The organism is Sphingobacterium psychroaquaticum, assembly GCF_004421025.1.
In the GTDB taxonomy this organism is placed as follows: domain Bacteria; phylum Bacteroidota; class Bacteroidia; order Sphingobacteriales; family Sphingobacteriaceae; genus Sphingobacterium; species Sphingobacterium psychroaquaticum.
Genome location: NZ_CP038029.1, coordinates 2354885 through 2370537, shown reverse-complemented (window position 1 = coordinate 2370537; position 15653 = coordinate 2354885). Strand labels below are relative to the sequence as shown.

General features: G+C 41.7%; 15 protein-coding genes. 7 read left to right on the top strand and 8 right to left on the bottom strand.

All coding sequences use genetic code 11. The features are described 5' to 3' along the window. Nucleotides 1-50: 50 nt before the first annotated feature. From E2P86_RS10045 to E2P86_RS10025, 5 genes are all read right to left on the bottom strand, one after another. Complete coding sequence (locus E2P86_RS10045) at nt 51-926, bottom strand: OmpA/MotB family protein (protein WP_085471716.1); 876 nt, start codon at nt 924-926, stop codon at nt 51-53. Between the two features lie 169 nt (nt 927-1095). Further along, nucleotides 1096-1488 carry an SMU1112c/YaeR family gloxylase I-like metalloprotein gene (gloA2, locus tag E2P86_RS10040; RefSeq protein ID WP_206367954.1) on the bottom strand — a complete coding sequence of 131 codons (393 nt, stop codon included), beginning with the start codon at nt 1486-1488 and terminating at the stop codon, nt 1096-1098. Beyond that, a complete protein-coding gene (bshB1, locus tag E2P86_RS10035; RefSeq protein WP_085471717.1) occupies nt 1488-2210 on the bottom strand; it encodes a bacillithiol biosynthesis deacetylase BshB1 in 723 nt (240 codons plus the stop codon). Before bshB1 ends, gloA2 begins: the two co-directional genes overlap by 1 nt. Before the next feature lie 47 nt (nt 2211-2257). Continuing rightward, nucleotides 2258-2749, bottom strand: a complete 492-nt coding sequence (locus E2P86_RS10030; protein WP_085471718.1) for a glutathione peroxidase — start codon at nt 2747-2749, stop codon at nt 2258-2260. Nucleotides 2750-2764: 15 nt separating this feature from the next. Continuing rightward, entirely contained in the window at nt 2765-3406 is a 642-nt protein-coding gene (locus E2P86_RS10025; protein WP_134432754.1) for a DUF4294 domain-containing protein, read from the bottom strand. A 151-nt stretch (nt 3407-3557) separates the two neighbouring features. Between E2P86_RS10025 and E2P86_RS10020 the strand changes: the two genes are divergently transcribed. The 7 genes from E2P86_RS10020 to E2P86_RS09990 all read left to right on the top strand — a co-directional run bounded on the left by E2P86_RS10020 (nt 3558) and on the right by E2P86_RS09990 (nt 12052). After that, entirely contained in the window at nt 3558-5765 is a 2208-nt protein-coding gene (locus E2P86_RS10020) for a RelA/SpoT family protein (protein WP_085471720.1), read from the top strand. 79 nt (nt 5766-5844) lie between these two features. Then, on the top strand, nt 5845-6342 hold the full coding sequence (locus tag E2P86_RS10015) for a Fur family transcriptional regulator (protein ID WP_085471721.1): 498 nt from the start codon (nt 5845-5847) through the stop codon (nt 6340-6342). Between the two features lie 130 nt (nt 6343-6472). Then, nucleotides 6473-7744, top strand: coding sequence for an adenylosuccinate synthase (locus E2P86_RS10010; RefSeq protein ID WP_085471722.1), 1272 nt, complete (start codon nt 6473-6475; stop codon nt 7742-7744). A gap of 8 nt (nt 7745-7752) precedes the next feature. After that, nucleotides 7753-9036: an anthranilate synthase component I family protein gene (locus E2P86_RS10005; RefSeq protein ID WP_134432752.1), complete on the top strand. Its 1284-nt coding sequence runs from the start codon at nt 7753-7755 to the stop codon at nt 9034-9036. A 204-nt stretch (nt 9037-9240) separates the two neighbouring features. Then, nucleotides 9241-9903: a TatD family hydrolase gene (locus E2P86_RS10000; protein ID WP_134432750.1), complete on the top strand. Its 663-nt coding sequence runs from the start codon at nt 9241-9243 to the stop codon at nt 9901-9903. Further along, nucleotides 9900-10631 (top strand): tRNA threonylcarbamoyladenosine dehydratase, encoded by a 732-nt coding sequence (locus tag E2P86_RS09995; protein WP_085471725.1) that lies wholly within the window; start codon nt 9900-9902, stop codon nt 10629-10631. The genes E2P86_RS10000 and E2P86_RS09995 overlap by 4 nt, the downstream gene beginning before the upstream one ends. A gap of 44 nt (nt 10632-10675) precedes the next feature. Next, entirely contained in the window at nt 10676-12052 is a 1377-nt protein-coding gene (locus E2P86_RS09990) for an exonuclease domain-containing protein (protein WP_134432748.1), read from the top strand. A 5-nt stretch (nt 12053-12057) separates the two neighbouring features. Here the strand turns inward: E2P86_RS09990 and cmk are convergent, their stop codons facing one another. The 3 genes from cmk to topA all read right to left on the bottom strand — a co-directional run bounded on the left by cmk (nt 12058) and on the right by topA (nt 15616). Then, nucleotides 12058-12741, bottom strand: coding sequence for a (d)CMP kinase (gene cmk, locus E2P86_RS09985; protein ID WP_134432746.1), 684 nt, complete (start codon nt 12739-12741; stop codon nt 12058-12060). Then, a complete protein-coding gene (locus E2P86_RS09980; RefSeq protein ID WP_085471728.1) occupies nt 12741-13154 on the bottom strand; it encodes a hypothetical protein in 414 nt (137 codons plus the stop codon). Before E2P86_RS09980 ends, cmk begins: the two co-directional genes overlap by 1 nt. A gap of 77 nt (nt 13155-13231) precedes the next feature. Further along, nucleotides 13232-15616, bottom strand: a complete 2385-nt coding sequence (topA, locus tag E2P86_RS09975) for a type I DNA topoisomerase (protein ID WP_134432744.1) — start codon at nt 15614-15616, stop codon at nt 13232-13234. Between the last annotated feature and the right edge of the window lie 37 nt (nt 15617-15653).

Genomic DNA, 15653 nt, shown 5'->3' with positions numbered 1-15653 from the left:
GGGTCTCTACAGACGACCAAACTACCATCTACAATCTACCCAACTACTTGCTACAAAGTTTCTTCTTTCGAAGACTCCGGTGCTTTATCAATCAACTCCATAAACTGATCTAGTTTAGGTGTGATAATAATCTGTGTACGACGGTTTCGTGCTTTACCGTCCGGTGTATTATTTTCTGCTATCGGATTGTATTCACCACGACCGCCCGCTGTTAAGCGCTTAGGATCTACACCATACTGGTTTTGAAGGGCCTGCACCACAGAAGAGGCACGAAGCGTACTTAAATCCCAGTTGTTACGAATGTTCGGTTTCGAGATTGGATCTGAATCGGTATTACCTTCGATCAACACTTCATAATCCTTGTAATCTTGGATAATCTTCGCAATCTTACTCAGCGTCTCCCCTGCTTTATCCGAAATTTCATAACTACCTGATTTATATAGCATATTATCTGATAGTGAAATGTAAACAACACCTTTAAGTACTTTTACATCCACATCACGAAGCTCTTCGCGGCTTAGCGAACGTGTCAAATTGTTTGTTAACACCACATTAAGGGAGTCACTTTTGTTTTTGGTGTTCACTAAGTGTTGGATATACTTGTTCGATGCGTTAATCTCATCCACCAACTTGGAGATGTTAACATTGCCCTGAGTATTTTGGCTAATACTTTTATCCAACGTATTCTGAAGCGTCGTTAATGCATCCTTTAATGTTGCGTTATTTCTGCGCTCAAACTCCAGCTGGTCTTCTAAACTCTTTACGCGTGCACGACTTTCCGTTAGGTCTAACTGTCCTTTTTGGTAAAGTGTTGCTAAATCTTGGTGTTGCGTTTGAAGGGCTACATATTTCTTATTGCTTACGCAACTGCTTAAGAACAAGCCCGATGCCAAGACTGATAGGGTAATCATTCTTTTGTTTATCATACCATCACATTTAAATGTATCTACTGCTAAAGATACGAAAGTAAAGTCTAAAGCCGAAGCGATAGAACTGCTAATTAATGTTAAACAATCGTGAAATAGGTTTGTTTGACACTGTTACGACCAAGACATTTGCAACAGCCTAGATGCCTTGAAATCTCGATCCATAATCTTACTTTTCGTAAAATTCGATCGGTAGACCGTCCGGGTCTGCTGTAAAGAAAAATCGCTTTCCGGTCTCTGGATCAACACGTATTGCTTCGCATGCCTGCCCGAGATCTTGAAGCTCTTGCGCCGTGCGAGCGACGTCATTGACCTCAAATGCCAGATGTCTTAAGCCCAACGCTTCGGGCTGCGAAACACGTGCTGGTGGATCGGGAAATGAAAACAACTCGATAATATAAGCACCATTAAGTGCCAAATCAGCTTTGTAGGAATCGCGTTCTTGTCGATAAATTTCGGACACGAGTTCCAGTCCAATTACGGTTGTATAGTAATGTAAAGATCTGCTATAATCCTTGCAGATTATAGCAATATGATGAACTTTATTGACCTGTATGCCCACTATATAAGGTGAAAGAGATCGGTAACGCCAAGTAATTTTCGGGATGTAAATCCTTCCGCATAACGAACCTGTATATTGCGCCCAAATTCCGCAGCACGACCCCGGGTCGACTCCATAAAGTCAGGGTTTGAAATATATGTTTGCGGTTCCTTATCGTCTTCTGACACATTAAATTGAGTGGTATATGCTAAGACCGAACGTTCTTTAATATCCCAAAAGTCGGTTATATCTAAGATGATATCCGGTTGGATGTATTTATCCTGGATCAGTTGAAGTTGTAAGCGCGGACGGAATGCCTCTTGCGGAGCACCCGTTTCATCAAAGGTCTCGATACGTCTTAACCCGCTCAAGAACAACGCATCATACACCAACTTGCTTGCGCGTCCGTGATCTGGGTGTCTGTCATCTAACGCATTGGTGATAACCACTTCCGGTCTATATTTGCGAATACTTCGTATAATGGCGTGTTGGCTTTCTTCATCGTTCTGGAAAAAACCGTCTCGAAGTTCCAAATTTTCACGCACATGCACACCTAGAATTGCCGCCGCTGCAGCAGCTTCTTGCGCACGCGTCTCTGCGGTACCACGTGTGCCAAGCTCGCCACGTGTCAAATCCACAATTCCAACTGTCTTACCTTCAGCTACATATTTAGCAACAGTACCACCAGCGCCGAGTTCGGCATCATCCGGATGTACCGTCATTACCATTAAATCTAACTTCATACTTATATTATTGACCTTTAGGCAAAGGTAATGATAAAAGGAAGGTTTTATTCCGAAATCAATTGTTCGATTTTTGTCATAAGACGACTTGCCGTCGGGTTTGTCGTACTATAAAAATAGTCCACCACCTCTCCTTCTTTGTTTATCAGGTATTTATGAAAATTCCATAAAGGTTTCTTGTCGAATCGTCCATTTTTCGAACGTTCAGACAAGTATTGGTATAAAGGTTCACTGTAAGGTCCAATTACATGGACGCGTCTGAAAACAGGAAAAGTCACCTGTTGCTGTATTCGGCAGAAAGTCTCTAGTTGTGAGCCCGTCATGGGTTCCTGTCCACGGAAATCGTTGGACGGGAAAGCTAGTATTTCGAAACCTTGATCTTTATATTTTTGATACAGCGCTTCTAAAGCTTTAAACTGCTTCGTGAAAAAGCAGCGACTGGCCGTGTTTACAATCAATAATACTTTGCCCGAATAGTCCTGCAACGATTTCTTTTCGCCATTAAACTGAAGCGCATGAAAATCATAAACCGTTTGCATTATTATCCTTCCTTTTTAATTGTTATACAAATTTTTTATAGGTCGTAGCCTCTCATAGCCACGAATAATATTTTCTATTTCAAAATCCTCTTTTGGATCGTAGGCCGATTTTAGGTTGTGCCCAAAAACCTTGGCTACAGATTGGTAGAAGAAAGCTGATATACTTCCCTTCATTTCTTTTACCAACTCATAACTGGTGTTGCCTGTTTGTCGCTGAATCAATTTAATCAAAATCTTTCCTTGCGACACACTTAAATTCTTGATTTCGGCATTAAATTTACTTTTAATCTCATTCTCGCAGGCCTCTACCAATCTTTTCTCTTCTTTTTTAGAAGATACCAACGCCAATTCGCGGTCTAACTGCTCATAACGCTTTTGTGCGTAAATCGCATATGGTAAAACCCGTAATACGTTGCGTTCTAATCGCAAGTAACGTTGTCGGTCCTCTTCAGTCTTAAATGTGCGGCGGGCAACAACTATAATATCCTCGATTAAAAACCAGGGTAAAACCTCCCCTGTTTCCGTACGATTTGTTAGGTATTTAGCCAGTACTTTTCCCTCTCCTTCTCCATAATGCGGCACCTGCAAATCTTGCCCTACGCTACACAGGGGTAGCATAAGAAAGGCTGATACAGCAAAAAATAACCTACACTTCATTACGCAAATAAATTACCTTACGGTGTTTTATAATCTCCTAAAAAATCACTATATTTATATGTTATTAGCATCTGTTTATGTAACAGCAACTTAAACAGTAATAAATATACGGAACAAAAACTTTAAAAGCAATTTTTTTTGGAGCCTGTTTATGGGAGAATATGTGATTGACATTGAAGCGGAAAACAAGGAAATAAGGAAGCGATACCGCGCATTATTGAGGGCCTGTAAGCCGACATTACAACGCGGAGATAAACAAGAAATCAGAAAGGCTTTTGACCTGGCGTTGGAATGCCACAAAGATATGCGGCGTAAGTCGGGCGAGCCTTATATTTACCACCCTATAGCTGTAGCACAGATTGCAGCGGAAGAGATTGGTTTAGGTACCACCTCTATTGTGTGTGCCTTACTGCATGATGTAGTCGAAGATACACCGATCACGTTGCAGGAAATTGAGACGCAGTTTGGTAAAAAAGTAGCGCGCATTATCGATGGATTGACTAAAATATCAGGGATATTTGACCCGAATAGTTCAATGCAGGCGGAAAATTTCCGAAAGATGCTCCTTACCCTGGCTGATGATGTGCGCGTTATTTTAATTAAGCTAGCCGATCGCCTGCACAATATGCGGACGATGGAGTTTATGGCACGTCATAAACAGCTTAAAATAGCCTCCGAGACTAGTTATCTCTATGCACCTCTTGCGCATCGCTTAGGTTTGTATGCTATAAAATCTGAATTGGAAGATCTGTCTATGAAGTATACAGATCCCGATACGTATAAATTTATCGCGAAGAAGCTGAATGAAAAGAAAGCGGAACGGGAGAAATTTGTTGCCGATTTTATCGCTCCGGTAAAAGATATATTGGAAGAGCAAGGCATAAAAGCGGATGTTTTTGGTCGCCCGAAATCGATTCATTCGATTTGGAATAAGATGCGTAAAAAATCGATTCCTTTCGAAGAGGTCTACGATCTTTTTGCTATCCGTGTGATCATCGACACTCCTACTGAGCGTGAGAAAACGGAATGTTGGAAAGTGTATTCTATCATCACAGATCTTTATCGCCCAAACCCGGATCGATTACGAGATTGGATTTCGTCTCCTAAAGGAAATGGTTATGAATCTTTGCATACCACCGTGATGGGGCCTCGTGGACAATGGGTAGAAGTGCAAATTCGGACTAAGCGGATGAATGAGATTGCGGAAAAAGGTTTTGCGGCACACTGGAAGTATAAAGAATCGAATTCAGATAGTGGTTTGGATCAGTGGATTCAGAAAGTACGTAATATGTTGAGTAGCCAAGAGCAAAGTGCACTCGATTTTGTGGACGACTTCAAGATGAACCTCTTCTCGGACGAGATCTTTATTTTTACACCAAAAGGAACGTTGGTGCAGCTGCCGAACGGTGCTACTGCGCTAGATTTTGCTTTTGAGATACACTCGGATATTGGGGCAACTTGTATTGGTGCTAAGGTGAACCATAAATTGGTGCCATTAAGTTATCCGCTCCAAAATGGAGATCAGGTGGAGATTATTACGTCAAGCAAACAAACGCCAAAAGAAGATTGGCTCAACTTTGTAATTACGGCGAAAGCAAAATCCAAAATCAGGTCTTCCCTAAAAGAAGAAAAACGACGCGTTGCTGAAGATGGTAAAGAGATTTTAGAACGCAAGCTGAAATCGCTTAAAATAACGTACAACACAGATAATATCAACAAGATTGCGAACCACTTTAAATATCCAAGTTCGCAGGACTTGTTCTATAATGTCGCAAAAGGCATCATTGATACCCGAAGTTTACGGGAATATGCCGCCAGTGAGAAGCAGCCAGAGCACGGTAATAGTCACTTCTCTACCCATATTTCGGGGCTTGTAGAGAAAATCAATAAAAAAGAGGTTGATACCATTTTGATTGGTGACGATTTACAAGAAGTGGACTACACGCTGGCGCCTTGTTGTAACCCGATTCCTGGGGATGATATTTTTGGCTTCTTGACGGTGAACGATGGGATTAAGATACACCGTACCAGTTGTCCGAATGCTTCCAAATTGATGGCTAACTACGGTTACCGTATCCTAAAGGCCAAGTGGGCCTCACAACAGAGTACGGCATCTTTCTTAACGGGATTACGCATTATTGGTATTGATGATGTAGGCTTAGTGAATAAAATCACCAACGTGATTTCTCAAGAATTTAGTGTGAATATTCGCTCCTTGGCTATCACGAGCAACGAAGGTATCTTTGAAGGAAATATTATGGTCTTTGTCAACAACACGGAACAGTTGGAAAGTCTCATGAAGAACCTCAAGGAAATCAGTGGGATAACCAGTGTTACGCGTTATGATGCGGAGAATTAATCACGACAATGTTATGCTTCTGAAAACGGTCGTTTTTTAAGCAAGAATTTAATAAATTTGTAGATTAGTAAAATTGAATATGAATTTAGCAGAAAACTACCAAACGGTAAAAAAGATATTTGAAGCTTACTTAGAGAATAAAAATCTAAGAAAGACACCAGAACGTTATGCTATTCTGGAGGAAATATACTCCCGTTCGGATCACTTCGATGTGGAATCTTTGTATATCCACATGAAAAACAAAAAATATCGGGTGAGCCGGGCAACGGTTTATAACACCTTGGAGCTTTTGGTTTCCTGCGATTTGGTTACCAAGCACCAGTTCGGGCGTAATATGGCGCAGTTTGAGAAATCATATGGATTTAAGCAGCATGACCATGTTATCTGTATCGAATGTAATACTGTTGTTGAGTTTTGTGACCCACGTATCAACCAAATCCAAAGTTTGATGGGTGATCTTTTGAAATTCGACATCAAGCACCACTCCTTAAATCTATATGGCGTTTGTGAAGCCTGTCAAAAGAAAGAAGCTGAGGCCAAGCGTGCTGAAAACAAAGAAACGGTAATTTCAAATTAATGTAATAATCGAACGATTATTGTATTACCTTTGTTCAGAAAAAATCGAGCTACTCGATTTCTTCTGAACTTTGTGCTTTTTAAGACTTTGAATATATCATATAATTTTAAATCTCAATATCTCGAATATTATGCAAGTTGATGTGCTTCTAGGCCTACAATGGGGCGACGAAGGAAAAGGAAAAATCGTTGACGTATTTTGTCCTAAGTATGATTTGATCGCGCGCTTCCAAGGAGGTCCTAATGCCGGACATACATTAGAGTTTGACAACAAAAAATTTGTATTGAACACTATTCCGTCAGGAATATTTAATGAGGGTACCTTGAACCTGATCGGTAGCGGTGTGGTTATTGACCCAATTATCTTGAAACGTGAGCTCGATAACCTAAAGACAGCTGGATTTGATCCGGTAGGAAAAGGTAAATTGGTATTAGCGCGTAAAGCACACTTGATCCTTCCTACGCACCAATTGTTGGATGCGGCTTCGGAATCAAAGATGGGTGCGGGTAAGATCGGTTCTACGTTAAAAGGTATTGGTCCGACCTACATGGATAAAACAGGTCGTAACGGTCTGCGTGTTGGTGATACTACTTTGCCTGACTTCAAAGAGCGCTACGAAAAGCTAAAAGCAAAGCATTTGGAGATTTTATCGCACTATGGTGAGGTTCCAGATTTCTCAGAAAAGGAAGCCGCTTTCTTGCAAGCTATCGAGTTTATCAAAGCGATCCCTCATGTGGATGCAGAGCACTTGGTGAACAACTACCTCAAAGAAGGTAAAAAAGTTTTAGCGGAAGGTGCCCAAGGAACATTATTGGATGTGGATTTTGGTTCTTATCCTTTTGTAACTTCTTCAAACACGACAACGGCAGGTGCTTGTACAGGTTTGGGTATTGCGCCTAACAAAATTGGTCAGGTATATGGTATCTTCAAAGCTTACGCTACACGCGTGGGCGGTGGACCATTCCCTACGGAGCTTGATAATGAAACAGGTGAGCAATTACGCCAGCTAGGTCATGAGTTTGGTGCGACTACGGGCCGTGCTCGTCGTACAGGTTGGATTGATATCCCTGCGTTGAAGTACGCAATTATGTTGAACGGTGTGACCGAGCTTATTATGATGAAAGCAGATGTGTTGGATACGTTTGAAAAAATCTACGTATGTACGCACTACAAGTATAACGGTGAGGTTATCGATTATATGCCATATGAGATTATCACAAACCAAGCGGAGCCGGTTTTGGAAGAAGTGGAAGGTTGGAACCAGGATGTAACGGGTATCCGTACACCAGGTGAAATCCCGACTGCATTGAAAAACTATATCGCATACTTAGAGAAAGCATTAGAAGTGCCTATTAAGTATCTTTCGGTAGGTCCAGATCGTGTACAAACTATTGAATTGTAAGTAAAACCATGGCTGTAGCCATTTTTGACGTCGAAATACCTACTTTTAAGAAACAAGCACTGCAATGGGCAGCGCAGTTTTCGGAGGTTTGTTTTTTTGAATCAAACGGGTACAACGATGAATACAATAAAATTGAAGCGTTTTTAGCGGTGGAGTCTGTAGCTACCTTCACGAGTAGTACGTCTTCAGATACCTTTAAAGCGCTGGAAAAATTTAAGGCCAAGCATTCAGATTCATGGATGCTTGGCTTTTTTTCGTATGACCTAAAGGATGAAATTGAAGACCTGAAGACGCCATTCCCGAATCGCCTAGGTTTTCCGCTATCTTCTTTTTTTATACCAGCAACAGTTCTGCGCTTTGCGAATGGTCAAGTAGAGATTCAGGGCGAGGCCCCTGAATTGGTTTACGAGAAGATTCTCTCCACCTTGCTCCCATCTTCTTCTCCTTTGGGGGCGTTGAGTTTGCAAAAACGGATGTCCAAAACGGAGTATATGGAAAGTTTCGCGCAAATGCAGCAGCATATACAGCAAGGAGATATCTATGAAGTAAACCTCTGTCAGGAGTTTTATGCAGAAGATGTAGATCTTGACCCCCTTGTTGTGTACGAGAAGCTGAGTGAGACCTCTCCTACGCCATTTTCCGTGTTTTTCAAGCTCGATGATCGCTATATTTTGTCGGCTTCGCCGGAGCGTTTTCTGGCAAAACGTGGATCGACACTTATTTCGCAGCCTATTAAAGGAACAGCGCCTCGTGGACGAGATGCCGCTGAAGATGCACGTCTTATTGCGGAGCTTTCTTCAAACCCGAAAGAGATAGCTGAGAATGTGATGATCGTAGATTTGGTGCGTAATGATCTCACACGAAGTGCCATACCGGGGACAGTTGATGCGCAGCGTAAACTGGAGGTGCATAGCTTCAAGCAGGTTCATCAGTTGATCTCTACGGTTGTTTGCGAGCAGAATCCGGCGCTTTCAGATGCAGAGACAATAAAGAATACCTTTCCACCGGGATCGATGACAGGTGCGCCTAAAATCAGTGCGATGCAGCTTTGTGATCGCTACGAGAACAGTATGCGCGGTGTTTACTCCGGGGCTGTCGGTTACTTTGCTCCGGATGGTGATTTCGACTTTAATGTAGTTATCCGTTCTATTCTATATAATAAAACCAGTAAATATCTTTCTTTTCATACGGGCGGTGCCATTACCATTGATGCTGTTGCCGAAAAGGAGTACGACGAGTGCTTACTGAAAGCTTCCGCTATTGTCCAAGTTTTAGGCGGATCGTTGTCGTAAATATCACCCCGACCTTGCCTGCAGTCAACAGGATTTCAACTAGTACTTTATACAAAAGGACACGAGCTACAAGCTCGCGCCAGCGATAGTTATATTGAGGTCCTCCATTCACCTCGTACCTTCTCACCCCCTTAACCCTCTAACTCCTTAACTTTCAACCATACCATTATTTGCTTTTTCGAAGAAAGTTTTTTAAGTTTGAGTATGCGTTCTCTATTCGTAAATATACATACCCACCATTATAAGGAGAACACGGCCGAAGAGTTTTCTCTTCCTAACATTATCGTTTCCAAAAATTATCTTATTCCTCAACCTTGCACACTCGGAATTCATCCGTGGTATGTAGATCGGAATTATGAAGCGCAATTTGATGTGTTACATCAATATGGTAAACAACAAAATATTTTAGCGATAGGTGAATGTGGCCTAGATAAACTATGTGATACCGAATTTCATATTCAAGAGCATGTATTTAGAAAACAGATTGTTATAGCTAATTGCCTTAACAAACCATTAATCATACATTGTGTTCGTGCATACCAAGAATGCATCCGTATACTGCGGGAGGAGAAAGTAGCTGTCCCCGTTCTCTTTCACGGCTTTGATAAAAAAATAGAACTTGCCGAACAGCTGTTGGGTGAAGGGTATTACCTGAGTCTAGGTGCCTCGCTTTTGACAACGAAAAAGGATGATCTTATTACCGGAATACCGTTGGATCGAATTTTCTTAGAAACGGACGACAAATCTAGTAAAATAGTAGATATTTATACGTATTTTTGCCGCGTTCAAAAAATAGACCTTAATCTATTGAAGGAACAGGTTTATAAAAATTTCGTAGATATATTTAACTATCCGCTAGGAAGATGAAAGATTTATCTTGGTTGTCAAGAACAGAAGCTTTAACAGGAAGAGATGCTTTAGAGAAACTGGCCAACTCACACGTGATGGTGTTGGGCTTGGGTGGTGTGGGCTCTTTTGCGGCAGAATTTATATGCCGTGCAGGAGTCGGCAAGATGACGATTATCGATGGTGATACCGTCGATCCATCCAATAGAAACCGTCAACTGCCAGCCTTATCAACAAATCATGGCGTAGCGAAAGCAGAAATTATGCGAGAGCGCCTACTGGCCATTAATCCGGAGCTTGAGCTGACGGTAATCCAAGATTTCATTATCCCCGAAAAGATACCTGGTCTATTGGATCTCCAACCGAACTATTGTGTAGAAGCGATAGACAGTATTACACCCAAATTATTCTTTATCCGTTTAGCGTTAGATGCAGGCATTCCATTTGTGAGCTCCATGGGGGCTGGTGGAAAGGTGGATCCCACTAAAATTCGAATCGCCGACATCGGTGAATCCTATAATTGTAAGCTGGCACAACATATCCGAAAAAAACTGCGCAAACATGGTATTCGTAATGGTGTTAAAGTAGCATTCTCAACAGAACTTCCAGATAAGAACTCCCTTCTTTATACCGATGGTAGTAACTTCAAAAAGTCGGCTTACGGCACCATGTCCTATCTTCCAGCGGCTTTCGGGGGCGCCATCGCTTCGGTTGCTATACGGGAGCTAATGGGAACACCAGTGAAGTAATCAAAAGTGTTTGATGTTACTAATTAATTTAGTAATATTGTGATGTGAATAAACAAAAGCATTTTGCACTTGTCGATATTGAGACAACGGGAAGTCATGCCGGCGGCGCTAAGATTACGGAAGTAGCTATTTTAATTCATAATGGCAAAAAAGTAATAGAGCGCTACCATACGCTGATTAATCCAGATGTGCACATTCCCTATGCGATCCAAACACTTACTGGAATAAGCAATGAAATGGTGGAAGACGCGCCACGCTTTGAGGAGATAGCGGAAGATATTTTTCACCTGTTACAGGGAAAGGTATTTGTTGCCCATAACGTTAATTTCGATTATTCTTTTCTAAATAAGGAGCTTAAGCAGTCGGGTTATGATTGGCAGGCACAAAAGCTATGTACGGTCAGGTTATCACGCAAGATATTACCGGGACACCGCTCCTATAGTTTAGGAAACCTATGTCGTGCTTTAGACATTGAAATTACCGATAGGCACCGTGCTATGGGGGATGTGGAAGCAACCGTTAAACTTTTTGATCTGTTACTTGCTCAGGATGATGAGGGGCATATTCAAAAAAGCCTCCAGGTAAATACCGCACACCGCCTTCCGACACATATTCCAAAAGAACAATTCGATAAACTACCCGAAACAACAGGGGTATATATTCTCCGCAATCAAAAAGGAAAAATTGTATACGTAGGTAAAGCACTAAATATCAAGAAAAGAGTATTTAGTCATTTCAGTGGTAACAACAGCAGCTTACGCAGGCAACAGTTTATTAATGAAGTGTGTCATATAGATTTTGAAGAATCGGGCACGGAACTGATGGCGTTGTTGATGGAGTGCCAGTTGATTAAAAAGCATTGGCCTATTTATAACAACGCATTAAAAAAATATGAACCTAAGTTTGTTCTCTTTAACTATCAGGATATCTGCGGCTTTGAGCACCTAGCAATAACAAAAAGTACAGCTGGTGTTCAAGGTTTACAGTATTTCGAAACGGCCGGTGAAGCAAATATTTTCCTCGCTAAACTGATGCAGGAACATCAACTATCTCCGTCTTTGTGTAACTTTTACTCTCCTGGAGGGAAAGATAAAGTGTTGGTTACAAATAAGGATGAGGTCGAAATGCCGAACCTTGAAGACCACAATCAAACAATTTACACGCTTCTGGAACATTTACGTTTGCAGCAACGTTCTTTTATTTTGACCGATGCGGGCCGACATGACGAAGAGCAGAGTTACATCTACTTTAAAGAAGAAAAGCTATTCGCTTTTGGTTTTATTGACGATCTGAATGATTGGACTGAAGTTGAAGATATAGTTTCTTATAAAGACAAATGTATCAGTAATCACTATATGCAAACGTTAGTATTGCGTTATGCGGAAACCAATCCGGAAAAGGTGCGGATGTTGCAAAAGTAAACCCTCTACCCTTTTAATTTCGCTTTCTGAACCTCATCAATTACGAAGCGAAGCTGCTCTTCCTGTGTAAGGTCAGAGTTGTCCAAAACAATAGCATCCTCAGCCTGTCTAAGCGGACTTTCTTCACGTGTGCTATCAATATGGTCACGATGTGCTAAGTTCGCTACAACCTCTTCCATCGTGGTCGATTCACCTTTTGCAGCAAGTTCAGCAAAACGACGCTCTGCACGTACGCTTGGGCTCGCTGTCATAAATATCTTAAGATTTGCATCTGGAAAAACAGTTGTACCAATATCCCGGCCATCCATCACGATATGCTTGGTTTTTCCCAACTGCTGCTGTTGTGCAACCATCGCTGTCCGGACTTCCTTAATCGCACTAACCTCACTAACCATGTTCGACACATGCATCAGGCGAATTTCTTCCGATACATCTTCCCCATTCAGTAAAATCTGTGTTTTTTCCGTACTGGGTATAAAATCAATATGGATATTCGCCAATGCCTCTACAATAGCAGGCTTATCATCAAGCGAAATAGCATGACGTAAAAAATAAAGCGTAACCGCCCGATACATAGCCCCACTATCAATAAAGATATAATTAAGCTCTTTCGCTAAAGCCTTTGCTACCGTGCTTTTACCGCACGACGAAAAACCATCAATCGCAATAATAAAATTCTTATGCGCCATTACTTGCTTCCTCCAATCACAATTCCTGCCTTATCGACAAGCGGTACTTTAATCAGGTTCTCATCTACGATACTCTCAGGAAGGAAGATATACTTTTTATCATATATCGTTTCGCCTATATAATAGCTCAGCCAGTATTCATTGGTCAAACCAAAAACCTGTGTATCGATCGCTTCAATTTTTAAGCTGCTATTCGCATCCACATCACCCAAAAAATGTCTTAATGTGGTTGTCTTCACCTCTCGCTCATCCTTCTTGCCGTATCCTTTAGACGTGACGAATACATTTTTTAAAGGCACCCCTTTCTCATTAACTAGATAAACGTTCCATATCTTCTCTGCTGGTGTCTCATTCTCCAAGACTACAGCAATCGAGATGTCCTCCACAACGTTCTCCGGTAAATCTTTCTTCATGGTTATTCTTACTATATTCCATCATCCCTGGCGTTTTTCATTCATCAAAAACGCCAGGGATTGCTTAAGTTCTTGCTTTATTTCTTCTTTGCCGCTTTTTTAGTCGGAGCTTTCTTTGTTGTTTTAGTCGCTGATGCTGTTTTTGCTTTCGCCTTTGCTTTTCCTTTTGGATCCGCATCTGCCCATTTCAAAACATCCTCGTACGTTATTTTTTCAACTTCAGTTCCTTTAGGGATCTTAATATTTTGTTTTCCTAGACGGATAAAGGGACCCCAACGGCCATTTTCGATCTGTGCTTCTGGATTCTCATCAAACACACGGATAACTTTCTCAATATCCTTTTGACGTTTCTCTTTGATAATTTGTACCGCTTCTTCTTCCGTCACATCCATCGGATCTAAACCTTTAGGTAAGGAATAGAAAGCACTGGCATGACGAATGTAAGGACCAAAGCGACCAATTGCGACGGTCATATCTTTTTCTTCAAACTCCCCTACTTTTTTGGGTAGCTTAAACAAATCCATAGCCTCTTCAAAGGTGATGGTTTCAATCATTTGACCTTTACGAAGCGATGCAAAACGAGGTTTTTCTTCATCATCAGCTGCACCAATCTGCACGAGCGGTCCGAAACGACCTACACGCACACTTACAGGCTTGCCCGTTTCGGGATCAACACCTAGCTCGCGTTCGTGCGTAGCACGATCTGCATGTTCTAACGTGTCTTGAATACCATCGTGAAATGGTCCGTAGAAGTTTTTGAGCATATCTGTCCACTCCTTGTCACCTTGCGCAATCTCATCAAACTCCTTCTCCACCTTTGCCGTAAAATGGTAGTCGACGATATCGTTAAAATGCTCTACCAAAAAGTCATTCACTAAAACACCGATATCTGTCGGGAACATTTTTGAACGTTCGGCACCGGTGATTTCCGTTTTTATTTGTTCGACAACGGCTTCCTGTTCTACCGTGAGTGTCACATAGCTCCGTTCCCTTCCATCACGATCTTCCTTGACCACGTAACCGCGGTTCTGTATCGTGGATATAGTAGGTGCATAGGTAGACGGTCTACCAATACCCAATTCTTCTAGTTTCTTCACTAAAGAAGCCTCTGTATAGCGTGCTGGCGGACGTGAGAAACGTTCTGTCGCTTGCAATGACTTCAACGACAACGGCTGTCCTTTTTCTAACGGAGGTAACAACGCATTGTCTCCGTCATTATCAAATGTCTGCTCTGACTCTTCATCGGTAGATTCCATATATACTTTCAGGAATCCATCAAATTTCATCACTTCACCTGTTGCTACAAAATCTTCAGAACGTGTTGATATATTGATTTTTGCCGTCGTCTTCTCAAACTCTGCTTCACTCATTTGTGAAGCAATTGCACGCTTCCATATCAACTCATATAAGCGACGTTCTGCATTATCACCATCGATGGTATGTTCCGAGAAATAGGTCGGACGGATAGCCTCGTGTGCCTCTTGTGCACCAGCAGCTTTGGTCTTGTAACGACGTTGTTTGTGGTATTTCTCTCCGTAGGCGCCCACAATTTCTTGCTCAGCCGCCTGAATGGCCGTGTCACTTAAGTTTACCGAGTCGGTACGCATATAGGTAATCCGTCCCGCTTCATATAAACGCTGCGCAACCTGCATGGTTCGCGCAACCGAGAAACCTAATTTTCTACTGGCCTCTTGTTGCAAGGTAGACGTCGTAAACGGTGCCGATGGCGTCCGTTTAGCAGGCTTCTTTTCTAGAGAGCTGACTTCGAATATCGCTTTAATACACGCATTCAAAAACTCAGCTGCCTCTTCTTTTTTATCAAAACGCTGTGGTAATTCTGCTTTAAATTGTTCTTTTCCTTTTCCCGTAGTAAAGATTGCAACCACTTTAAAAGAAGCATCCGCCTCAAATTTATTGATGTCGCGTTCGCGCTCTACAATTAATCGTACGGCAACAGATTGTACACGTCCTGCGGATAAGGAAGGTTTAACTTTTTTCCAAAGTACAGGAGAAAGCTCGAAGCCTACCAAACGATCCAATACACGACGAGCCTGCTGCGCGTTAACCAGGTTATAATCGATGGTGCGCGGTTCTTCAATAGCCTTTAATATCGCTGGTTTCGTGATCTCATGAAATACGATGCGTTTAGTTTTATCCTCTTTCAGGCCTAAGGTTTCATATAAGTGCCACGAGATTGCTTCCCCCTCGCGGTCCTCATCGGACGCTAACCAAACCGTTTCCGCTTCTTTTGCTAATTTTTTTAATTCACTGACTACCGCCTTCTTATCGGATGGTACCTCATATTTTTGTTTAAAATCATTTTCGGTATCTATGGCGTCATCAGTTTTCACTAAATCACGAATATGTCCATAACTAGACTTCACTAGGAAGTCTTTTCCTAAATACCCTTCTATCGTTTTTGCTTTTGCTGGTGACTCTACTATCAGTAAATTTTTTGCCATTTATATTGAATGATTTCTGCAAATAAAAGTATTTATA